At 61.1% G+C, this 19,924-nt stretch carries 21 protein-coding genes and 1 pseudogene; 7 read left to right on the top strand and 15 right to left on the bottom strand.

The annotated features are described in order from the left end of the window. Positions 1–56: 56 nt before the first annotated feature. From benC to KGB28_RS09730, 7 genes are all read right to left on the bottom strand, one after another. Entirely contained in the window at positions 57–1,070 is a 1,014-nt protein-coding gene (gene benC, locus KGB28_RS09760) for a benzoate 1,2-dioxygenase electron transfer component BenC (protein WP_223444485.1), read from the bottom strand. Positions 1,071–1,080: 10 nt separating this feature from the next. Continuing rightward, positions 1,081–1,569 carry a benzoate 1,2-dioxygenase small subunit gene (benB, locus tag KGB28_RS09755; protein ID WP_223444484.1) on the bottom strand — a complete coding sequence of 163 codons (489 nt, stop codon included), beginning with the start codon at positions 1,567–1,569 and terminating at the stop codon, positions 1,081–1,083. After that, on the bottom strand, positions 1,566–2,930 hold the full coding sequence (gene benA / locus KGB28_RS09750; protein ID WP_223444483.1) for a benzoate 1,2-dioxygenase large subunit: 1,365 nt from the start codon (positions 2,928–2,930) through the stop codon (positions 1,566–1,568). The genes benB and benA overlap by 4 nt, the downstream gene beginning before the upstream one ends. Before the next feature lie 261 nt (positions 2,931–3,191). Next, positions 3,192–4,151 (bottom strand): AraC family transcriptional regulator, encoded by a 960-nt coding sequence (locus KGB28_RS09745; protein ID WP_150724243.1) that lies wholly within the window; start codon positions 4,149–4,151, stop codon positions 3,192–3,194. Between the two features lie 196 nt (positions 4,152–4,347). Continuing rightward, positions 4,348–5,277, bottom strand: coding sequence for a catechol 1,2-dioxygenase (catA, locus tag KGB28_RS09740; protein WP_223444482.1), 930 nt, complete (start codon positions 5,275–5,277; stop codon positions 4,348–4,350). A gap of 52 nt (positions 5,278–5,329) precedes the next feature. Continuing rightward, positions 5,330–5,620 (bottom strand): muconolactone Delta-isomerase, encoded by a 291-nt coding sequence (gene catC / locus KGB28_RS09735; protein ID WP_223444477.1) that lies wholly within the window; start codon positions 5,618–5,620, stop codon positions 5,330–5,332. A 10-nt stretch (positions 5,621–5,630) separates the two neighbouring features. Beyond that, positions 5,631–6,770, bottom strand: a complete 1,140-nt coding sequence (locus KGB28_RS09730; RefSeq protein WP_223444475.1) for a muconate cycloisomerase family protein — start codon at positions 6,768–6,770, stop codon at positions 5,631–5,633. A gap of 127 nt (positions 6,771–6,897) precedes the next feature. On the opposite strand from KGB28_RS09730, the gene KGB28_RS09725 reads away from it, so the two are divergent. Next, positions 6,898–7,785: a LysR family transcriptional regulator gene (locus KGB28_RS09725; RefSeq protein WP_223444473.1), complete on the top strand. Its 888-nt coding sequence runs from the start codon at positions 6,898–6,900 to the stop codon at positions 7,783–7,785. A gap of 84 nt (positions 7,786–7,869) precedes the next feature. Here the strand turns inward: KGB28_RS09725 and KGB28_RS09720 are convergent, their stop codons facing one another. After that, positions 7,870–8,769, bottom strand: coding sequence for a polysaccharide deacetylase family protein (locus KGB28_RS09720; RefSeq protein ID WP_223444471.1), 900 nt, complete (start codon positions 8,767–8,769; stop codon positions 7,870–7,872). Between the two features lie 197 nt (positions 8,770–8,966). Here KGB28_RS09720 and KGB28_RS09715 point away from each other — a divergent pair, with 197 nt between their 5' ends. After that, on the top strand, positions 8,967–9,647 hold the full coding sequence (locus tag KGB28_RS09715) for an SOS response-associated peptidase family protein (RefSeq protein WP_223444470.1): 681 nt from the start codon (positions 8,967–8,969) through the stop codon (positions 9,645–9,647). A 60-nt stretch (positions 9,648–9,707) separates the two neighbouring features. Here KGB28_RS09715 and KGB28_RS09710 read toward each other — a convergent pair whose 3' ends face one another. Genes KGB28_RS09710 through KGB28_RS09700 form a run of 3 tightly spaced genes read right to left on the bottom strand, consistent with a single transcriptional unit; the run spans position 9,708 to position 10,929 of the window. Continuing rightward, the gene (locus tag KGB28_RS09710) at positions 9,708–9,860 is read right to left on the bottom strand and encodes a hypothetical protein (protein WP_158273957.1); all 153 of its coding nucleotides are present in this window, start codon (positions 9,858–9,860) and stop codon (positions 9,708–9,710) included. Positions 9,861–9,919: 59 nt separating this feature from the next. Further along, on the bottom strand, positions 9,920–10,231 hold the full coding sequence (locus KGB28_RS09705) for an AzlD domain-containing protein (RefSeq protein ID WP_162130365.1): 312 nt from the start codon (positions 10,229–10,231) through the stop codon (positions 9,920–9,922). Further along, positions 10,231–10,929 (bottom strand): AzlC family ABC transporter permease, encoded by a 699-nt coding sequence (locus KGB28_RS09700; RefSeq protein WP_223444469.1) that lies wholly within the window; start codon positions 10,927–10,929, stop codon positions 10,231–10,233. The genes KGB28_RS09705 and KGB28_RS09700 overlap by 1 nt, the downstream gene beginning before the upstream one ends. Positions 10,930–11,097: 168 nt before the next feature. Between KGB28_RS09700 and KGB28_RS09695 the strand changes: the two genes are divergently transcribed. The 3 genes from KGB28_RS09695 to KGB28_RS09685 all read left to right on the top strand — a co-directional run bounded on the left by KGB28_RS09695 (position 11,098) and on the right by KGB28_RS09685 (position 13,617). Beyond that, the gene (locus tag KGB28_RS09695) at positions 11,098–12,033 is read left to right on the top strand and encodes a sensor domain-containing diguanylate cyclase (protein WP_223444468.1); all 936 of its coding nucleotides are present in this window, start codon (positions 11,098–11,100) and stop codon (positions 12,031–12,033) included. Positions 12,034–12,318: 285 nt separating this feature from the next. After that, the gene (dapA, locus tag KGB28_RS09690; protein WP_223444467.1) at positions 12,319–13,194 is read left to right on the top strand and encodes a 4-hydroxy-tetrahydrodipicolinate synthase; all 876 of its coding nucleotides are present in this window, start codon (positions 12,319–12,321) and stop codon (positions 13,192–13,194) included. 60 nt (positions 13,195–13,254) lie between these two features. Beyond that, complete coding sequence (locus KGB28_RS09685; protein WP_223444466.1) at positions 13,255–13,617, top strand: DUF2784 domain-containing protein; 363 nt, start codon at positions 13,255–13,257, stop codon at positions 13,615–13,617. An 80-nt stretch (positions 13,618–13,697) separates the two neighbouring features. On the opposite strand, the gene KGB28_RS09680 is transcribed toward KGB28_RS09685, so the two are convergent. Both KGB28_RS09680 and KGB28_RS09675 read right to left on the bottom strand, forming a co-directional pair. Next, positions 13,698–15,242: a sensor domain-containing diguanylate cyclase gene (locus tag KGB28_RS09680; protein WP_223444461.1), complete on the bottom strand. Its 1,545-nt coding sequence runs from the start codon at positions 15,240–15,242 to the stop codon at positions 13,698–13,700. Between the two features lie 84 nt (positions 15,243–15,326). Next, a complete protein-coding gene (locus KGB28_RS09675; protein WP_411740583.1) occupies positions 15,327–15,917 on the bottom strand; it encodes a DUF3087 family protein in 591 nt (196 codons plus the stop codon). A 171-nt stretch (positions 15,918–16,088) separates the two neighbouring features. On the opposite strand from KGB28_RS09675, the gene ppnN reads away from it, so the two are divergent. After that, entirely contained in the window at positions 16,089–17,462 is a 1,374-nt protein-coding gene (ppnN, locus tag KGB28_RS09670) for a nucleotide 5'-monophosphate nucleosidase PpnN (RefSeq protein WP_223444460.1), read from the top strand. An 89-nt stretch (positions 17,463–17,551) separates the two neighbouring features. Further along, positions 17,552–17,995, top strand: a complete 444-nt coding sequence (locus tag KGB28_RS09665) for an NUDIX hydrolase (RefSeq protein ID WP_223444455.1) — start codon at positions 17,552–17,554, stop codon at positions 17,993–17,995. Here KGB28_RS09665 and KGB28_RS09660 read toward each other — a convergent pair. Then, positions 17,949–18,212 (bottom strand): annotated as a pseudogene (locus KGB28_RS09660) (leucine zipper domain-containing protein); the annotation flags it as partial. The gene KGB28_RS09665 and the pseudogene KGB28_RS09660 overlap by 47 nt on opposite strands. 294 nt (positions 18,213–18,506) lie before the next feature. Beyond that, positions 18,507–19,913, bottom strand: a complete 1,407-nt coding sequence (locus tag KGB28_RS09655) for an FAD/NAD(P)-binding protein (RefSeq protein ID WP_223444454.1) — start codon at positions 19,911–19,913, stop codon at positions 18,507–18,509. Positions 19,914–19,924: the final 11 nt, after the last annotated feature.

The following is a 19,924-nucleotide window of genomic DNA, read 5'->3' as shown; positions in this document are numbered from 1 at the left end:
TATTTGTGCTCGCTCCCACATTGGGTCTTTACCGACACCGGGAGTTCGTGCGTGACTCACGCCGCGCTGGCGGCGAATTTCTCGAAGTAGAAGTTGGCCGGTGCGATGCCTTGTTCGCGAATGAACTGGCTGACCGCTTCGACCATCGGTGGCGGGCCGCACAGGTAGACGTCGACGTCGCCATCGTTCAAATGCCTGGGCTCGATGTGCTGGGTCACATAGCCCTTGAGCGGGTGCTGGCTCTCGGGGCTGGCGACGCAGGCGCTGAAGGTGAAGTTGGGGATGCGCGCGGCAAAGGCTTCGAGGCGGTCGATTTCCACCAGGTCGAAATCGTGGGTCACGCCGTAGATCAGATGCAGCGGATGATCGCTGCCCTGCTCGGCGATCTTCTCCAACATCGCGGTGAACGGCGCCAGCCCGGTGCCACCGGCCAGCAGCAACAGCGGCCGACGGATGTCCCGCAGGTAGAAGCTGCCCAAGGGACCGGCCAGGCTCATGCAGTCGCCGGCCTTGGCCATGCCGGTCAGGAAGCTGCTCATCAGGCCGCCGGGCACGTTGCGGATCAGGAAACTGACCTCACCGTCGCGCTGCAACGAGCTGAACGAATAGGCGCGGGTCTGCTCGCTGCCGGGAATCCCCAGGTTCACATATTGACCCGGCAGGAACGCCAGCTTGCTCAGGGCTTCGCCCTTGATCGACAGCGCGATGGTGCTGTCGGACAGTTGGCGCACGGCGCTGATGGTCGCGTCGTAGCTGGCCTGACGGGTGCGGCAGACCTCGGAGGACGTCGGCACCCGCACCACGCAATCGCTCTGGGCGCGCATCTGGCAGGTCAGGACAAAGCCTTGCTCGGCCTCTTCAGGGCTGAGGGCGTCTTCGATGTACTCCTCGCCCAGATCGTAGGTGCCGGCTTCGGCAAAACACTTGCAGGTACCACAAGCGCCGTCGCGGCAGTCCAGCGGGATGTTGATGCCCTGGCGGTACGCGGCATCGGCCACGGTTTCGCCGACGTTGGCGTCGATGAACCGGGTGACGCCGTCTTCAAAGTTGAACGCAATGGAATGGGTCATGACGGCAGTCTCACAAGTGATAAACATCGATGACCTGACGAACGTAGTCGTTCTTCAGGATCACTTTCTTGGCCTTGATCAACGGGTTTTCACCGCGCACGTCGAGGGTGTAGAAACTGCTGCCGAAATAGCTGTCGACGGTCTTGTAGCGAAAGCTCAGGGTGTGCCAGTTGAAGCGCACCTTGCACAGTCCGTCGCTCTGTTCGAGCAGCTCGATGTTGCTGATGTTGTGGGAGGTGCGGGTGTCCGGCACGCTGGCGCTGGAGCGCTCGGTCTTGATGCGGAAGATGCGATCTTCCAGGCCGGTGCGGTTGCCGTACCAGATCAGCGAGATTTCCCGCTGCGGGTCCTCGGTCAACTCGTCGTTGTCGTCCCAGGACGGCATCCAGTACGTCGCGTCGGGGGCGTACATTTCCAGCCATTCGTCCCACTGACGGTCATCGAGGTAGCGTGCTTCGCGATAGAGGAAGTCGCGCACCGTTTCATAGGAAATGGTCATTGCACGTCCTCCACGGCGATCAGCTTCGACTGCTCGGCCGCCAGGGCCTTGAGCATGGTCTGCTGCCAGTACTTGTGTTGCAGCACGAACAGGCCCTCGTCTTCGGTGCGCACGCCGCTGAGCAGCGGATGCAAGTCGATTTCCTTGGCTGCCTCGTCGGCGCCTTCGATCCAGTGCTCGGCACCACGGGACATGTCGTTCCAGGTGGTGACGCTGCCCTGGTAGCTGGTCTGGCAGGAACGGAACTCCTCCAGATCGTCCGGCGTGGCCATGCCGCTGACGTTGAAGAAATCCTCGTACTGGCGAATCCGGCTCGAACGGGCGTGATCGCTTTCGCCTTTGGGGGCGATGCAGTAGATGGTGATTTCCGTGCGGTTGACCGAGATCGGCCGGGCGATGCGGATCTGCGAGCTGAATTGGTCCATCAGGTACACGTTCGGGTACAGACACAGGTTGCGCGAGTTCTCGATCATCCAGTCGGCGCGGGCCTTGCCGAAGTCTTGCGCCAGCTCATCGCGGCGCTCGTACAGCGGACGGTCCTCGGGGTTGGCCCAACGGGTCCAGAGCAACATGTGGCCCTTGTCGAAGGAATAGAAACCACCGCCCTGCTTGGCCCAGCTGCCGGCGCTCATGGTCGGATTGCTGTCGCCGGCCTCGCGCTGCTTGCGCTGGTTCTGGGTGGCCGCGTAGTTCCAGTGCACGGAGCTGACGTGGTAGCCGTCGGCGCCGTTCTCGGCGGTGAGTTTCCAGTTGCCTTCGTAGATGTAGCTGGAGGAGCCGCGCAGCACTTCCAGGCCATCGGCGGACTGATCGACGATCATGTCGATGATCTTCGCCGACTCGCCCAGGTGCTCGACCAGTGGCAGTACATCGGCCTTGAGGCTGCCGAACAGGAAGCCGCGATAGGACTCGAAACGCGCAACCTTGGTCAGGTCGTGGGAGCCTTCGCAGTTGAAGCTCGCCGGGTAGCCGGCGTTGGCCGGATCCTTGACCTTGAGCAGCTTGCCGGAGTTGTTGAAGGTCCAGCCGTGGAACGGACAGGTGTAGGAGCTCTTGTTGCCGGACTTGTGCCGGCACAGGGTCGCGCCACGGTGGCTGCAGGCATTGATGAAGGCGTTGAGTACACCGTCCTTGTTGCGCGCGATGAAAATCGACTGGCGCCCCATGGTGGTGGTGTAGAAATCGTTGATGTTGGGAATCTGGCTTTCGTGGGCCAGGTAGAGCCAGTTGCCCTCGAAGATGTGCTCCATCTCCAGGTCGAACAACCGGGGGTCGGTGAACATCTCGCGTTTGCAGCGATAGAGGCCCTGCTCGGGATCGTCTTCAAGCAGGGAATGCACGTATTCGGGTCGCAGGGTCATGGCCGCCGCCTCCATTGTTATTGTTCAGGCAGGGGTCATGCTAGGACGGGGGGGCAGGCTGGAATATCCGCGGGGTGCAGACCTTTATCCGTTTTGTGCAGGGAGTCAGCGTTGTGTCAGGCGACATCAATGTTGAATGTGCCGGCCCCATCGCGAGCAAGCTCGCTCCCACAGGGGCGAAGCAATCCAATGTGGGAGCGAGCTTGCTCCGGGCGGCGTTCCGACGATGGCGCCAGACCAGACAACATCAAACCTGAAGGCTCAATGCCGACGCTTGAGGGTATCGGACGGCAACTCGCCGAACTGCTTGCGATAGCTGTCGGAGAACCGTCCCAGGTGCAGGAAGCCGTAATCCATCGCCACTTCCGTGACGTTGCGCACGTTGCAGGTCGGGTCGCTGAGGCAGGCGTTGATGCGTTCCAGGCGTTTCTGGCGCAGGTAGTTTTTCGGCGTAAGGCCGGCATTGCGCTCGAACAGTCCGTACAGCGAGCGCAAGCTCATGTGCGCCTGGCGTGCCAGCGCTTCGCTGTCGATGTCTTGTTTGAGGTTGTTGGCGATGTAATCGGCAATCGCCTCGAACGTGGCCGTCTGCGAGCCCAGTTCGAGGCGGCAGACATTGGTTTTCATCAGGCTGAGCATCTTGCTGACGATGATCTGCGTGTAATGCTCCTGCACCCTGGGGATCTGCTCGGTGGATTCGGCCTCCTGGCAGATCATCGCCAGCAGGTTGACGAAACCTTCCAGTTCATTGAGCTGATAACGGTTTTCCAGGAACCGCACGCCCTGCCCCGGATAGCGCCAGCGCTGCTCATCGCAGACCGATTCAAACAAGCGGGTCGGGACTTTGAGGATGAATTTTTCGCAATCGGCGGAATACGTCAGGTCCACCGGATCGTCGGGGTTGATCAGCAGTAATTCGCCGGGAGCGAAGTAATGTTCCTGGCCGTGGCCGCGCCACAGGCAATTGCCGCGCAGCAGCACTTGCAAGTGATAAATGCTGTCCAGCGCACCGGACGTCACGCGCACACTGGCGCCGTAGCTGATGCGGCACAGGTCGAGGCTGGCGAACTTTCGATGGTCAAGGCTGGCCAGCGGGCTGCCGGCACGGGGCATGAGAATGCAGTGGTTACCGACATGCTGATTGACGTAGCCCGACACCGCATAAGGGTCGGCATGGTCGAATACTCTGCTGCGCTGACTCAACAGTTGAGCTTGCATCATCGGGTCACTCTCATTGTTGTTATAGGTTGCGTCGGGCCATTCTAGAACACTGCGTCAGTCCCTTGAGGTTTTTCCGGACCGTTAACCGAACCCCTTGTGGGAGCGGGCTTGCTCGCGAAGGCGGAGTCAGCTTCAACATCAACGTTGACTGACACTCCGCTTTCGCGAGCAAGCCTGCTCCCACATGGATTTGCTATCAGTCTTCCAGTGCACGAACCCGTTCGTGGCGCTGTTGCTCTTCAGGCTGGGCCGACGACTGCAGGGTGAAATCGAATTCGATTTCGGCAAAGCGACCGCTCACACCATGGGCCGCCGCGCGCTGTTGATCGTCGCTGAAGGTGATCCTGGCGATCAGCTCGTCGCGGGTGGCGTAGGCGAAATCGTCGTGCAGGTATTGATCACCGTCGAGGTTGATCTGGGTGGTCAGGTGGCGATGATCCGGCGCAGAAATGAAGAAGTGCACGTGCGCCGGGCGCTGGCCATGACGGCCCAGTTGATCGAGCAGTTGCTGGGTCGGACCGTCCGGTGGGCAGCCGTAGCCCGACGGCACAATGCTGCGGAAACGGTAACGGCCTTCGGCATCGGTAACGATGCGGCGACGCAGGTTGAATTCCGATTGCGTGGTATCGAAGTACGAGTAGGTACCACCGGTGTTGGCGTGCCAGACGTCTACCACGGCGCCGGCCAGAGGTTCGCCAGCGGTGTTGAATACGCGGCCTTGCATGAACAGGGTCACGCCCGGATCGACGCCGTCATCCAGACGCGCTTCGCCTTCCGACAGCGGTGCACCGGCAACGTACAGTGGACCTTCGATGGTGCGCGGGGTGCCGCCGGACTTGCCGGCCTGCTCGTCTTCGGCGTCCATCAGCAGGTCAAGGTAGTGCTCCAGACCGAGACCGGCCACCACCAGCCCGGCTTCCTGGCGCGCGCCCAGTACGTTGAGGTAGTTGACGGCTTTCCAGAACTCTTCCGGGGTCACGGCCAGGTCTTCGATGATGTTCACCGAATCACGCAGGATGCGGTAGACCAGTGCCTTGGTCCGTGGGTCGCCGGCGTCGTTGAGCAGGCCGCTGGCCTCTTCGAGAAATTTCTGGACTTCGGCAGTGTGGGAAATCTTGACGTTCATTCTGGGTTCCTCATCTTGTAATTATTAGCGTAGCGCGCTGAACAGGCTGGGCTCAGCGGTCATTGTCACGGATGGAAGAAGGATGCCGGCACATCGCGTCGATCTCGATGACCATGTACGGGAACAGCGGCAATTGCATCAACAGGTCATGCAGTTCCTGAACGCTGTCGACATCGAACACGCTGTAGTTGGCGTAGTGCCCGGCGATGCGCCACAGGTGGCGCCACTTGCCCTGCTCCTGCAGGCGCTGGGCCAGGGCTTTTTCGTCAGCCTTGAGTTTGGCTGCCGCTTGCGGATTCATGTCGACCGGCAGGTTCACGGTCATTTTTACGTGGAACAGCATAATGCTCTCCTCAGGCTTGATGAATGGTCTTGTCGCGGCGGAAGAATGCCAGGCGCTCTTCATCCAGGCTCAGGCCCAGACCCGGGGTGTTCGGCACGTGCAGTTCAAAATCGCGGTACACCAGCGGTTCGCTGAGAATGTCTTCGGTCAGCAGCAGCGGGCCGAACAGCTCGGTGTCCCACGCCAGTTTGTTCAGGGTGACGAAGGCATGGGCCGACGCCATGGTGCCCAGGCCGCCTTCAAGCATGGTGCCGCCGTACAGGGCGATACCGGCCGCTTCGGCGATGGCGGCGGTGCGCAATACAGCACGTGGGCCACCGTTCTTGGCGATCTTCAGGGCGAACACCGAAGCCGCGCCTTCGCGGGCCAGGTTGAACGCATCTTCCACGCATTCGATGGATTCGTCGGCCATGATCGGCGCCGGGCTCATGGCGTTGAGGCGAGCCATGCCGGCGCGGTTGTTGCGCGAGATCGGCTGTTCGATCAGGTCGATGCCATTGGTGCCGAGAATCCGGCAGGCCCGCAGCGCCACCGCTTCGTCCCAAGCCTGATTGACGTCGACCCGCACGCTGGCGCGGTCACCCAGGGCTTTTTTGATGGCGATGACGTGGGCCAGGTCGCGGTTGACCTCACCGGCGCCGATTTTCAGTTTGAAGATGCGGTGGCGGCGCAGGTCGAGCATTTTTTCCGCTTCGGCGATGTCTTTCTCGGTGTCGCCGCTGGCCAGAGTCCAGGCCACTGGCAGCGCGTCGCGAACACGGCCGCCAAGCAATTCGCTGACCGGCAGGCCGAGGCGTTTGCCCAGGGCATCGAGCAGTGCGGTTTCGATACCGGATTTGGCGAAGGTGTTGCCGCGAATGCTGCGCTCCAGGCGCAACATGGCAGCGTTGACGTTGTTGCTGTCCTGGCCGATCAACAGCGGTGCGAAGTGCGTGTCGATGTTGGTCTTGATGCTGTCCGGGCTTTCATTGCCATAGGCCAGGCCACCGATGGTGGTGGATTCGCCGATGCCTTCGATGCCGTCGGCGCAACGCACGCGGATGATCACCAGGGTCTGGTTCTGCATGGTGTGCATCGCCAGCTTGTGCGGGCGGATGGTCGGCAGATCGACGATGATCGTCTCGATCGACTCAATGGCTGTTGCAAGCATTTCGATACCCGTCAGGTTCTTGAAGTTCTGGAATCGATTCTCGTACGGCTTTTTTCCCGATGCCAATATAGAATTGGTCTGACTTGATACCTTAAAGGTATGCAACCGATCCGCGTCTGGAGGCTCCATGGAACTGCGTCACCTGCGTTATTTCCAGGTATTGGCTCAAACCCTCAACTTCACCCGCGCCGCCGAGCTGCTGCACATCGCCCAGCCGCCCTTGAGCCGGCAGATCCAGCAACTGGAGGACGAACTGGGGGTGATGCTGCTCGAGCGCGGCCGACCGCTGAAGCTGACCGACGCCGGGCGGTTTTTCCATGAGCACTCCACCGCCCTGCTCGAACAACTGAACAAGGTCTGCGACAACACCCGGCGTATCGGGTTGGGTGAGAAAACCTGGCTGGGTATCGGTTTTGCGCCGTCGACACTGTATGGCGTGCTGCCGGAACTGATCCGGCGGTTACGCAGTGGCGAACCGCTGGAGCTGGAGCTGGGGCTTTCGGAAATGACCACCCTGCAACAGGTGCAGGCCTTGAAGGCCGGGCGCATCGACATCGGTTTCGGCCGGATCCGTATCGACGACCCGGCCATCATCCAGACCGTGCTTACCGAAGACCGCCTGGTCGCCGCCCTGCCCGCCGGGCATCCGTTGCTTGCAGGTCCCATCAGCCTGCGGGAACTGGCCAAGGAACCTTTTGTGCTGTACCCCGGCAATCCGCGACCGAGTTACGCCGACCATGTGATTGCCCTGTTCGAGTCCTACGGCGTGCGCATCCACGTCGCGCAATGGACCAACGAGCTGCAAACGGCGATCGGTCTGGTGGGGGCAGGAATCGGAGTCACGCTGGTGCCGGCCTCGGTGCAGTTGCTGCACCGCGACGACATCGGCTTCACCCCGCTGCTGGAGGATAACGCCACCTCGCCGATCATTCTCAGCCGACGGGTGGGCGATGTGTCGCCGGGGTTGAACCATTGTTTGCGGATGATAGATGAGCTGTTGCCACCGGCAATTTAACGCAGTAAATACCTGTGGCGAGGGCGCTTGTCGGAACGCCGCACCACCCCGCTGGGGCGCGCCGCGGCCCTATCTGCACGTTTTCTAATGGGTGTTCCCGCCCCAGATCCAGTTCCAGAACCCCGGCAACTCGACCGGCTGCGAATCGTCGCGCACGGTTCGCGCCATGGCCGCGCGCTGCAACGCGAACTGGTCGTCGTAAAACGGCTTGTCGGCGGTTTTCACCCCGGTCTCCCGGGCGCTGTCGAGCAGGATCTGCAGGTATTCGCGGGTATGCCGGGCGGTATAGCGGTTGAGGTCGTGAAAGGTCACCACCACCGGAATCACCCCATCGACCACCGGCAATTCGCCGCGGGCAATGCGCTCGCGAACTTCAGACATCGAGCGCAACATGTGCGACCGGCGCCGGGGACTGGCGTTGAAGCCCCAGATCTTGCCGTCGTTGGCGCTCAAGTCGGTGAGCAGCACGTGCAGGCCATGCTGCTGATAGGCGGCGAAGGTGCGTTTGTCGTAGTTCCAGAATGGCGGGCGCAACAGGGTTGGCGGAGCGCCGGTAATCGCGGCGATGTCGGCGCAGCCATCAGTGAGGGCCTGCTCCAGCGCTGGCGGGTCAAGGGAGCGATGATTGGTGTGCCGGGGCGTGGCGGTGTGGAAGCCCAGGATATGACCTTCGGCATGTTCACGACGCATGATGTCCCGGCCCAACTCGCTGCCACCGGCTCGCGGAGCGCGGGTTTGCACGAAGAACACCGCCTTGATGTCCGATTGCAGCGGGTTTTGCGCCAGGCTCTCCAATACCGTGACGGTCGGATTCCACCAGCTCGAGGCACTGGGACCGTCATCGAACGTCAGCAGAAACCGGATAGGCGGTTGCGCCTGCAAACGCTGTTCGGTCTGCGGAGTCATTTCGATCGGTGCAGCGATACAGCCCAGCAGACCCACTGCCAGGGCGCACACCGTTAAACACTTGAACAATCGTTTCATCTTTTGCCTTGGGCCAGACCATCACGGGCGATACTTCAATGGGCAAGGATCCTTCGCCCGCTCATCCGTCGTCGGCCCGCATCGAGACGGCGGGCCGAGGTTGGATAGGGTACACAGGGTTTGGTTCCGGTGCTTGCCAGGCCTGTTTCGTCGCCACCAACTAAACTGAAAAAAATGCTCAACCAGAGTGTCAGGCCATGTGCGGACGACTGTCGCAATACCGCGGAATCCACGACTTCGTGGCGGTGCTGAGCATCCCCGACGCGCTGATCAACCACGTCGGCAACGAACCCCTGGCGCACTATAACGCCGCGCCCACCACGCAACTCGCCCTGCTGCATCTGGAGAACGAGCGGCTGCACGCCGACGCCGTGCGCTGGGGTTGGCGACCGCACTGGGCGACGGATCGCACGGAGCCGGTCAATGCCCGGGTCGAGAAAGTCGCCCACGGCCCGTACTTCCGGGCGATCTGGCCGCATCGTGCGATCTGCCCGATTGATAACTGGTTCGAATGGGTCGACGCCGGTGACGGCAACAAACAACCGTGGTTGATCCGGCGACGGAACCGGGCACCGGTTTTCTGCGCGGCTATCGGCCAGTACCCCATCGGCGGAGCGCCTCACAGGGAGCACGACGGTTTCGTCATCCTGACGGCAGACAGCGCAGGCGGTCTGCTTGACGTGCATGACCGGCGACCGGTGGTGTTCTCGCCCGAACTGGCGCGGGAATGGCTGGACCCGGCCACGCCCAAGGAACGGGCCGAGGAAATGGCGCTATCCCAGGGCGAAGTCAGTGAGGTATTTGAGTGGTACCAGGTCGACAAGGCCATTGGCAATGTCAGGAACCAGGGCGCCGCGCTCATCAATAAAGCTCCATGAACTTATCAATCACGACAAAGCCCCGTTTGATGGCGGGGCTTTGTTGTATTCGCGTGCCGGTCAGAACTTGCGGTCAGGCTCTGACAGTTCCTTACCGTCGTCAGGATGCTTCCAGTCCGGTACCGAACGTTTCTGCTGCTCAATCTCTTCTTCCGTGGGTTCGTCCTCGTCTTCTTCCAGGTCCGGTTGCTTGGGTTCATTGGCCATGTTCACCTCGCTTCCTGAAGGGATCGGTCATCAACTTTAAGCTTAGATCAGTTCCCCTGCTCCGCTCAGAGCCACCAGCGCAGCAAAAAGAAGAAGCCCATGCTCAACAGCATGCTGAGCAACGTATTGCGTGTGTAAAGCACCAGAGCGACCGCCACCAGCGAGCTGATCAGATAGGGATTGTCCCAGTGCAGATTCAGCTGTTTTTCCGGCATGAACACAATCGGCCCGCAGATGGCGGTCAACATGCCCGGTACGGCAAACCCGAGGAACTGCCGGGCATTGCTGCTCAAGCGTAGCGGCAGTCGCGGCTCCAGAAAAACATAGCGGTTGAGGAACACCAACACGCCCATTCCGATAATCACTGCCCAGACCATCATGTGCGGCCACCGTAGAATTTATTGCAGACAAACCCGGCGGTCATGCCCGCCAGCCCCGACAGCACCAGCGCCGAGCCCCATTGCCAATAGCTGAACAGCACCGAGCAGAACAGCGACACCGCCACGCACACCACGGTCGGCACGTTGCGCACCACCGGCGTGATCAGGGCGATGAAGGTCGCCGCGATGGAGAAATCCAGGCCCAGGTGTTCAAGGCCGGGAATGCTGCTGCCAAGCACAATGCCCGCCAGGGTGAACAGGTTCCAGGCGATGTAGAACGTCAGGCCCACGCCCAGGGCGTACCAGCGGTTGAACTGCTGTTTGTCGTGCTGGCTGGTCAGGGCGAACAACTCATCGGTGAGCAAGAACCCCAGCCCTGCACGCCAGCGCCCCGGCAATGGCGAAATCACCGAGCGCATGCTCATCCCGTAGAGCAAATGCTGGGAAGTCAGCAGCAGCGTGGTCAGCAAGATCGAAAAAATCCCGGCACCACCCTTGAGCATGCCGATGGCCACCAGTTGCGCCGCACCGGCAAACACAATGCTCGACAGGCCCTGGCCTTGCAGGGGCGTGAGGTTGGCTTCGATGGCCATGGAACCGGCCAGCAAGCCCCAGGGCGCGGTGGCCAGGGACAACGGCATGATCGCCGCTGCGCCACGCAAAAAGGCACTGCGCGGCATGGTTGAGTTGGACATAACGCTCTACAGACAGGGAAAGACCCCAGACTTTGCCAGCAGTCGCGGCCGAAGGCTTGAACAATCTTGCTCACTCATACGACAACGTGCCATTCATCGGCTGCCCGCTTGATTCGCCAAAGTGCTAGCAACATGATTGCGCTGCATTTTCATCGAGGCAGGCCCTTCATGAGTTCAGTCGAAACAGACAGCGACGTTTATAAAACCCTGCTTGAGTCAACCCGGGCGATTCCCTGGCGCATCGACTGGAAAACCATGACGTTCAGCTACATCGGGCCACAGATCGAAGAGCTGTTGGGCTGGAAACAGGACAGTTGGGCGTCGGTCAACGACTGGGTCGAGCGCATGCACCCCGATGACCGCGACTACGTGATGGACTTCTGCGTCTCGCAATCGCGCGCCGGTATCGATCACGAGGCCGACTATCGCGCACTCACCGAAAGCGGCGAGTACGTGTGGATCCGCGATGTGGTGCATGTGGTGCGCAAGAACGGTGAAATCGAGGCGCTGGTGGGCTTCATGTTCGATATCAGCGAGCGCAAGAAAACCGAAGAGCACCTGATCCGCCTGCAAAAGCAGCTTGAAGAGTATTCCTTCCAGGACGGCCTGACCGGCATCGCCAACCGGCGCATGTTCGACACCGTGCTGGAGCGCGAGTGGAACCACGCCCAGCGCACCGGTTTGCCATTGTCGGTGCTGGTGCTGGATATCGATTACTTCAAGCAATACAACGACCATTACGGCCACATCAAGGGCGACGAATGCCTGCGCCGCGTCGCGCAGACCTTGTCCCTGGCGGCCAACCGGCCACGGGATTTCATTGCGCGGATCGGCGGTGAAGAGTTTGTCTGGCTGCTGCCGGAAACCGATGCCGAGTCCGCGCGGATGGTGGCGCACAAATGCCTGCACCTGATTCGCCAGCAGCAGATCCCCCATGAATTCTCCAGGGTGTCGAACCTGCTGAGCGTCAGCCTCGGCGTCGGTACCACCGCCGTTTCACCGCATGCCACGGCGCTGGAATTCGTCGAACAGGTCGATCACCTGCTCTACAAGGCCAAGCACAATGGCCGGATGCGCGCCGAGTTCGCTGATTTTCGTGATTGACAAACGGCGCGCCGGCTTTTAAAACTGGGCGCCTCACTCAGGGTGTAAGCAAGTATGTCCGCAACCTTCAATCTCGACTTTTCCGTCATTGGCTTGATTGCCAAGGCGCAAGGTTGCGTTGCGCGCGCCCTCAAATCGAAGAAACAGTCGCTCATGTGACCGGGGCGCGCTGTCCCGTCAGATGAGCTGACAGGACATTGAGCGCGACGGACCACCCTCCCCTTGCTTACTCTCCTTCCACGCTCCTGACGGTGACGAAATCGGTCAACCATCAGGAGAAAGTGCATGTCAGCGTTTCAAGGTATCTGGGTTCCACTGGTCACACCCTTCCACAACGGCGCCATCGATTTCGTCGGTTTGCGCCGGCTCGTCAGCCATCTGCTGGAAAAAGGTGTCGACGGCCTCATCGTTTGCGGCACCACCGGTGAACCGGCGGCGATGGGCAAGCATGAGCAACTGGCGGTGCTGGATGCGGTGCTGGAGCTGGTGCCGGCGCAACGGGTGGCCATGGGCCTGGCCGGTAACAACCTGACCGAGTTGTTGCAGTTCCAGAGCGAGATCCTCAAGCGCCCGGTGGCTGGCCTGCTGGTGCCGGCGCCGTATTACATCCGCCCGTCCCAGGCCGGCCTCGAAGCGTTTTTCCGCACGGTCGCCGATGCCTCCAGCGTTGCGCTGATTCTCTACGACATCCCTTACCGTACCGGCGTGGCCTTCGAACAGGCGACCCTGCTCAACATCGTCGCCCACGAGCGGATCGTCGCCATCAAGGATTGCGGCGGTAATTTTTCGAACACCCTCGCCTTGCTCAATAGCGGCCAGGTCGACGTGCTGTGTGGCGAAGACAACCAGATCTTCAATGCCCTGTGCCTTGGCGCCAAAGGCGCGATTGCCGCGTCGGCGCATGTCCATCCCGAACTGTTCGTGCAGTTGCACCGGCAGATCCGCGACAACCAATTGGCTGAAGGCCGCGCCACGTTTTTCCGTTTGCTGCCGCTGATCAACAGCCTGTTCCTGGAGCCCAACCCGGCCCCGGTGAAAACCGCGCTGGCCCTGGAAGGTCTGATCGGTGACGAACTGCGCGCACCGATGCAGCGCAGCAGTGAATCGATGACCGAGCGTTTGAAAGGCGTGCTCGGCGCATTGGGCCGCGACAATCGATAGAGCGTCCGCCGCCGGCCCGAGTACCATGGAGCGATTCGTTCAGCCTTCAGGGGCACCGACATGCTGTACCGAATCGCCGCCGATGGGCTGATGCTGTTTCACTTGCTGTTCATTGTGTTCGTGTTGTTCGGCGGGTTGCTGGTGCTCAAATGGCGCCACCTGATCTGGTGGCATCCGCCGGCCGCGTTGTGGGGTATGGCGGTGGAGCTCTTCCACCTGCCCTGCCCGCTGACCGACTGGGAGAACCGCATGCGCCATGGAGCCGGGCAAACCGGCTATGGCGGTGGATTCATCGAGCATTACGTTTGGCCGGTGATTTACCCGGCGGGCCTGACACCGACCATTCAACTGGGATTGGGCAGCGTGGTGTTGGTGATCAATCTGGTGGTCTATCTTCGATTGATCAAGCGATGGGCCGCCTGAATCTTCAGCCACCCTGACGGTCATGCCCTGGGCATGGTGGTTGATCCAGGGAACGGACCGGCTTGTCTGACGCCGGGCGTTCAGTTGGCAATCACGCTCATGTTCCGCCCACCGGCCTTGGCCACGTACAGCGCCTTGTCTGCCGCACCGATCAGGTCCTCGGGGCGGACCTGGCTAGCGGTATTGCAGGCACACACGCCGACGCTGACGGTCACGGTGCCTTCCGGGCTGTCACTGTGGGCAATGTCGGCCTGTAGCACCGCGTGGCGGATTTTCTCCGCCACCAGAAATGCCCCCACGTAGTCGGTGCCGGGCAGCACCACGGCGAACTCTTCACCACCATAACGGGCGGCCAGGCCACCGGGGCGCTTGATATTGTCCGTGATGATCGCACTGACCCTGCGCAAACACTCATCACCGGCCAGGTGGCCGTAGCGGTCGTTGAACGGTTTGAAATGATCGACATCGATCATCAGCAGTGCCAACTCGGTCTGGCTGCGCCGGGCACGTCCCATTTCGGCATCGATGAAAGCGTCGAGTTGACGCCGGTTGGCCAGCCCCGTCAGCGCGTCCTTGAGGGCCAGGCCTTCGAGGTTGCGATTGACCTCCAGGAGCTTGTCCTGGGTGTCCAGCAACTCGACCTGCACCAGATTCTGCTGCTTCATCAGCTTGATGAGCCGCATCCCCAATACCCCGAGAAAACCCAGCAACAGCGTGACGATGCAGACGCTGAGCAGCGTCTCCTTGCGCCAGCTGCCGAGCACTTCATCCTTGTTCAGCGCGGCAAAAACGGTCAACGGATAACCCTCGACCCGGCGATACCCCGCCACCCGTTCGACACCGTCGATGACCGACCTGATCGTGGCCGTACCCGCATCGCCCTTGGACAACAACTGGGTGAACAACGGGCTCTTGGCGAGGCTGGTGCCGATCTCCGTCTCCTTGAAGGGTCTGCGAATGACAATGGTGGCATTGTCGGCGATCAGGTTGATCACGCCGTTACTGCCCATGTCGATGCTGTCGTAGAGCTGCAGGAAATGACTGAGGTAGATCGACGCCAGCGCCACCCCGGCAAAGCTGCCGTCGGGATGATTGACCCGGCGCGAAACCGTCATGATCCATTCACCGCTCGAACGGCTCTTGATCGACGGCCCGATGTGCGGCCCACGGCTGGGGTTATCGCGATGGAAGATGAAGTATTCGCGGTCGGAATTGTTGACGCCGGTCTGGCCGGCACCATTGGAGTTGGCGACCCACTGCCCTTTTTCGTCGAAAACAAATACACCATGGAGCTGGCTCAACTCACTGCGCTGGGCGTTGAGCAATAGCGGCAACCGGGATTGATCCACGCCGTCGTGTTCCAGACGATCGACCAGGGTGAACAGCAGCGTGTCGGCCTGCTTGATCGTGGCCTGCGCTTGCGATGCCAGGGTCTGCGCAAGGTTGGACATCGCCACTTCCTTGTCATGCAGGTAGTACTGGCGCGAGCTCCAGGCTTCCCAGATCACGATCGCCGTCATCGACAGGCACACCGCGATCAGCAGGATCACCGCCGAGCGAACCTTGAGCCGGGTCACGGCTGGCCGGAGCATTTCAATATGATCGTTGATCGACGGATGTCCCATGGTGCTCCCTGAGTATCTATGACCGGACGAGTCTTCCTGATCGCCGCTGTTGCTCACTATGCCTGATCCAGGCTCGCGATGATGTTAGCGCGACGCCTGCTTTACCGCCTCCAGCCACGTCGGATTCAGCCGCGTCTGTTCGGTATCGATCCCCAGCGCTTGCATTCGTTCCTTGTGCTGATCCATTTCACGGATCAACTGGCCGTGGTCGCTGGAGTTGCCATCGAGCTGATGCATCTGGTTCAACCCCAAATGGTAGAAACGCAACAGCTTCATGGCAACCGGATCAGCCTTTTCCACGGCCGCCGTTACATGATGCATGACATTGGTAATACCCATCAGGCTGCGCTTGAGTTGCCAACTATAGACCGCTGGCGCCATCCATTCCTGGCGCCAGAACACCTTGCGCATCAGCGCCGCCATCGCCAGCACCGCAACAAACACGCCACCGATGTTGAAGCGCAGATTGTCGCCCCCCGGCGTGCCGAACAGAGCCACCGCCGCCGTGGACAGCACCATCGCCAGCGCCAGAAAGATCAGGGCAATGATGACCGTGCTGCGCCGTGTCTGTTGCCGGTAGGTGTCGGCGTTCATCGGCTGGATTTCGAACATTGCGTCGGGTTTCCTGAGCTTCAATGGTAAAAAGGGGTCTGAGGCAAAAAGACAGCGGGCCATTATCGCCTCTGCGTGGGATTTAGCTATGCTGGGGCTCCTTTTCATTTTTTCATCGTCAAGCGGGGGACATGGCGAGACTGCGTAGTTCGTGCCATCTTCTTTCATGAATACACATTATTCGGATGCCATTCGTGATTGCTGTGTGAATGACATCGTTTTAAGGATCATTGAATGACCCAACGCCAAGTAATCAACGCCTCCGTCAGTCCCAAAGGCAGCCTGGAAACGCTCTCGCAACGGGAAGTCCAGCAACTGAGCGAAGCCGGTTCCGGCAGCACCTACACCCTCTTCCGCCAGTGCGCCCTGGCCATCCTCAACACCGGCGCCCATGTCGACAACGCCAAGACCATCCTTGAAGCCTATAAGGATTTTGAAATCCGCATTCACCAGCAGGACCGCGGCGTACGCCTGGAACTGCTGAACGCCCCGGCCGACGCCTTCGTCGACGGCGAAATGATCGCCAGTACCCGGGAAATGCTGTTCAGCGCCCTGCGTGACATCGTCTACACCGAAAACGAACTCGACAGCCAACGCATTGACCTGAGCAGCTCCCAGGGCATCAGCGACTACGTCTTCCACCTGCTGCGCAACGCCCGCACCCTGCGCCCCGGCGTCGAGCCGAGGATCGTGGTGTGCTGGGGCGGGCACTCGATCAACACCGAAGAATACAAATACACCAAGAAAGTCGGCCACGAACTGGGCCTGCGCAGCCTGGACATCTGCACCGGTTGCGGCCCCGGCGTGATGAAAGGCCCGATGAAAGGCGCGACCATCGCCCACGCCAAGCAACGCATCCACGGCGGCCGCTACCTGGGCCTGACCGAACCCGGGATCATCGCCGCCGAAGCGCCGAACCCGATCGTCAACGAACTGGTGATCCTGCCGGACATCGAAAAACGACTGGAAGCCTTCGTCCGCGTCGGCCACGGCATCATCATCTTCCCGGGCGGCGCCGGTACGGCCGAAGAGTTCCTGTACCTGTTGGGCATCCTGATGCACCCGGGCAATGAAGGCCTGCCCTTCCCGGTCGTCCTCACCGGGCCGAAACATGCTGCGCCGTACCTTGAACAACTGGATGCGTTCGTCGGTGCGACCCTGGGCGAAACCGCCAAGCAGCACTACCAGATCATCATCGATGACCCGGCCGAAGTGGCGCGGCAGATGACCCAGGGCCTCAAAGCGGTCAAGCAGTTCCGCCGCGAGCGCAACGATGCCTTCCACTTCAACTGGCTACTGAAAATCGACGAAGGCTTCCAGCGCCCGTTCGACCCGACCCACGAAAACATGGCCAACCTGAAACTGAGCCTCGACCTGCCGTCCCACGAACTGGCGGCCAACCTGCGTCGCGCGTTCTCCGGCATCGTCGCCGGCAACGTCAAGGACAAGGGCATCCGCCTGATCGAAGAACACGGGCCGTACCAGATCCGTGGCGACGCGGCGATCATGCAACCGCTGGACCTGCTGCTCAAAGCCTTCGTCGCCCAGCACCGCATGAAACTGCCGGGTGGCGCGGCGTATGTGCCGTGTTATCGGGTCGTGGCATAACCCTTTCGGTGTAATAACGCCGACATGAGCTGTACCGTCGCGAACCGCAGTGAAAGCTGCGGTTCGCGGCACTCTATGGAAAGAAAAAAATGCGCCAACGTAATTCCGCCAGACTGCTGGTGATCAATCCCTCGCAACAGGTTCTGCTGTTTCACTTCCAACACAAAAACGATGCCCTCGCCGGCCAAAGCCACTGGGCGACACCTGGTGGGGGGCTTGAGCAGGGTGAATCCTTTGAGGCGGCGGCGGTTCGTGAACTGTTTGAAGAAACCGGACTGAATGTCGCTGCTGTGGGAGCCAGCGTTGCAGAGCGGCGTTTTCCGATGATGTTGCCCAGTGGTGAAACGGTGCTGTCGGTTGAACGGTATTTTGTGGTTCATACCGACACTGAACGCCTGTCCCGTGAGGGATGGACAGCTAACGAAGTCCGGGTAATGGCGGACCATAAATGGTGGTCCGTAGCCGAGCTGCGAGAGACCCGAGAAACGGTGTGGTTTGCCCTTGGCCGCGCAGCTCAACAATGGCCTCCTTGACCGCAAACGGCACGGCCTGAGCCTGGGAGTGGCGCTTGCGGCTGCACTCGGCCAAGCCATTGATGCTGTCCGCGCTGTAGCGGGCCACCCACTTGTAACCAGTCTTGCGACTGATGCTGTGAGCCGCACAGAGTTGGCTGAAATTGAGTCGACCAGACAGATAGTCGGCAATGAACATCACTTTCAGGTCCATAGGTTTCAGCTCTCGCCACGGCATGGTCAGATCCTCGGAATCGACCAGTGCCAGTTAAAAACTGTTACCTATGTGCTTGAACTGTTTTGTTACCTATGTGGGTGAGTCATACCCGAGCGTTTTTTCGCTTCCTTTTTTAGGCGCTTGTAAAAAAGGAAGGCGCAGTAAGGGCGAAACCGCCAGCCGCCGTTACCGCAGCAACGGATATGCACTCAGACCCACAACCTGATCGACGAGTCCCGTCAGTGGCACACTGGCAAGAGGTGCTGGCTGAGCGCCAACACACCGCGCTGACTGCGCGGTGTGTTGAATGGAAGACTAGCGCACCAGCCGCCCGGCCAACGCCTTGGCCTGGCTCGCCACGTCGGTGACGGCGGTACTTTCCCACCACAGACCGCGCAACGGCGGGCCCATGGCAAACAGGCGGCGGGCGGGCTGACCCTCGGCGTTCAGGACCGCGCCATCGACCTCTGCCGCGATGCCCAAGGCCAGCGGCCCGGGCCGGATCAGGTCACGGGCGAGCAATTGCCGGGGCAACGGCCGCGCAACCCGGCGCCAGTCGTATTCGATACCGCTGGAGTTGATCAGGGCGGCACCGCTGACCACACAGCTGTGCGCCTCGCCGCGCCGTCGAAGGCGAATACTCACCTCGCCATTCAGCGAAGGCTCAAGGCCCTGGTAAGAGGCTGCGTGAATACGTAACCGCCCTTCTTTATATAAGCGCTCCACCAGTTCGGCACTCAAGGGTGGCGAGCGGTGGTGATGGCTTTCCCACCACGGCCGCACATGCCGCACGAACTGCCGGCGCTGCACGTCCGTCGCCTGATGCCACAGGCGGCCGATATGTGCCCGCACCGTGTCCAGTGGCGCCTGCCAGTCAATGCCCTGGGCGATCGCGTCCCGACAGTGCCGACGCAGTTCGCGCATCAACTGGCGAGGTGTGCGGATGCTCTGATCCTCAGCGAGAAAATCCACCCAGGCCGGTGGCTGGCGACGCACATGGGGCAGCAGGCCATGCCGGGAAAACACTTCGATCGGCCCGCGATGCCCGGCCTGTTCCAGGGACACCACGGCGTCGACCATGGTCAGGCCCGAGCCGATGATCATGACCGTCGATTGCGGATCGAGCCGCTGCATGGCCGCCACGTCCCACGGATCGAGGGCGGCCGCATTCAAGCCGCTGGACCGGGTTTGTGGCGTGCGCGCGGCGGGAAACATCCCGGTGGCCAGCACCGCAAAAGCGCCCTGCAAGCATCGGCCATCGCTCAAGGTCAACCGCACGGCGTCGGCATCGGTTTGCAAATCGGCCACCTCGGCCTGCACATGCTCGACCGTCGAACCGTTCAAGGCGCCCACCGCCTGCGCTTCAGCCAGGCGTTGCCGGGCGTACAAGCCGAAAATCCCCCGTGGCGGAAACAGTTCGCTGATCGGCACGTGCTGCTGATCCGATTCCGGCCAGCCGCCAGCCTCGATGTACCCGGTCAACCATTGGGTCAGGTCGTCGGCGTTGTCCGGGTCGACACTCATCCGCGCCGCGTTGCCGTTGAGCGTATGGCCCAGCTCCACCGCGCTGTAGGCTTCGCCCCGCCCCAACTCGGCCCGGGGCTCGATCACCAGCACCCGGCGCCGGCCCGGCAAACGCATCAATTGCGCCGCCAGCAGCGCGCCACTGAGGCCGCCACCGACAATCAGGATGTCGGCGTCATTGGTCAAGGTCTGGCCCATCGTGCACTCCC

It is taken from the genome of Pseudomonas sp. BF-R-19 (assembly GCF_019956445.1).
In the GTDB taxonomy this organism is placed as follows: domain Bacteria; phylum Pseudomonadota; class Gammaproteobacteria; order Pseudomonadales; family Pseudomonadaceae; genus Aquipseudomonas; species Aquipseudomonas fluorescens_BH.
This window is presented reverse-complemented; position numbering and strand designations above follow the sequence as displayed.

Excerpts from the sequence above, each read along its gene's own strand:
- KGB28_RS09730 (WP_223444475.1), bottom strand. The coding sequence starts at position 6,770 with ATGCTTGCAACAGCCATTGAGTCGATCGAGACGATCATCGTCGATCTG.
- KGB28_RS09685 (WP_223444466.1), top strand. The coding sequence starts at position 13,255 with ATGCTGTACCGAATCGCCGCCGATGGGCTGATGCTGTTTCACTTGCTG.
- KGB28_RS09695 (WP_223444468.1), top strand. The coding sequence starts at position 11,098 with ATGAGTTCAGTCGAAACAGACAGCGACGTTTATAAAACCCTGCTTGAG.
- KGB28_RS09745 (WP_150724243.1), bottom strand. The coding sequence starts at position 4,151 with ATGATGCAAGCTCAACTGTTGAGTCAGCGCAGCAGAGTATTCGACCAT.
- KGB28_RS09705 (WP_162130365.1), bottom strand. The coding sequence starts at position 10,231 with ATGGTCTGGGCAGTGATTATCGGAATGGGCGTGTTGGTGTTCCTCAAC.
- KGB28_RS09675 (WP_411740583.1), bottom strand. The coding sequence starts at position 15,917 with ATGGCCCGCTGTCTTTTTGCCTCAGACCCCTTTTTACCATTGAAGCTC.
- ppnN (WP_223444460.1), top strand. The coding sequence starts at position 16,089 with ATGACCCAACGCCAAGTAATCAACGCCTCCGTCAGTCCCAAAGGCAGC.
- dapA (WP_223444467.1), top strand. The coding sequence starts at position 12,319 with ATGTCAGCGTTTCAAGGTATCTGGGTTCCACTGGTCACACCCTTCCAC.
- KGB28_RS09725 (WP_223444473.1), top strand. The coding sequence starts at position 6,898 with ATGGAACTGCGTCACCTGCGTTATTTCCAGGTATTGGCTCAAACCCTC.
- KGB28_RS09680 (WP_223444461.1), bottom strand. The coding sequence starts at position 15,242 with ATGGGACATCCGTCGATCAACGATCATATTGAAATGCTCCGGCCAGCC.
- benC (WP_223444485.1), bottom strand. The coding sequence starts at position 1,070 with ATGACCCATTCCATTGCGTTCAACTTTGAAGACGGCGTCACCCGGTTC.
- catA (WP_223444482.1), bottom strand. The coding sequence starts at position 5,277 with ATGAACGTCAAGATTTCCCACACTGCCGAAGTCCAGAAATTTCTCGAA.
- KGB28_RS09655 (WP_223444454.1), bottom strand. The coding sequence starts at position 19,913 with ATGGGCCAGACCTTGACCAATGACGCCGACATCCTGATTGTCGGTGGC.
- KGB28_RS09715 (WP_223444470.1), top strand. The coding sequence starts at position 8,967 with ATGTGCGGACGACTGTCGCAATACCGCGGAATCCACGACTTCGTGGCG.
- KGB28_RS09665 (WP_223444455.1), top strand. The coding sequence starts at position 17,552 with ATGCGCCAACGTAATTCCGCCAGACTGCTGGTGATCAATCCCTCGCAA.
- benA (WP_223444483.1), bottom strand. The coding sequence starts at position 2,930 with ATGACCCTGCGACCCGAATACGTGCATTCCCTGCTTGAAGACGATCCC.
- KGB28_RS09700 (WP_223444469.1), bottom strand. The coding sequence starts at position 10,929 with ATGTCCAACTCAACCATGCCGCGCAGTGCCTTTTTGCGTGGCGCAGCG.
- catC (WP_223444477.1), bottom strand. The coding sequence starts at position 5,620 with ATGCTGTTCCACGTAAAAATGACCGTGAACCTGCCGGTCGACATGAAT.
- KGB28_RS09720 (WP_223444471.1), bottom strand. The coding sequence starts at position 8,769 with ATGAAACGATTGTTCAAGTGTTTAACGGTGTGCGCCCTGGCAGTGGGT.
- benB (WP_223444484.1), bottom strand. The coding sequence starts at position 1,569 with ATGACCATTTCCTATGAAACGGTGCGCGACTTCCTCTATCGCGAAGCA.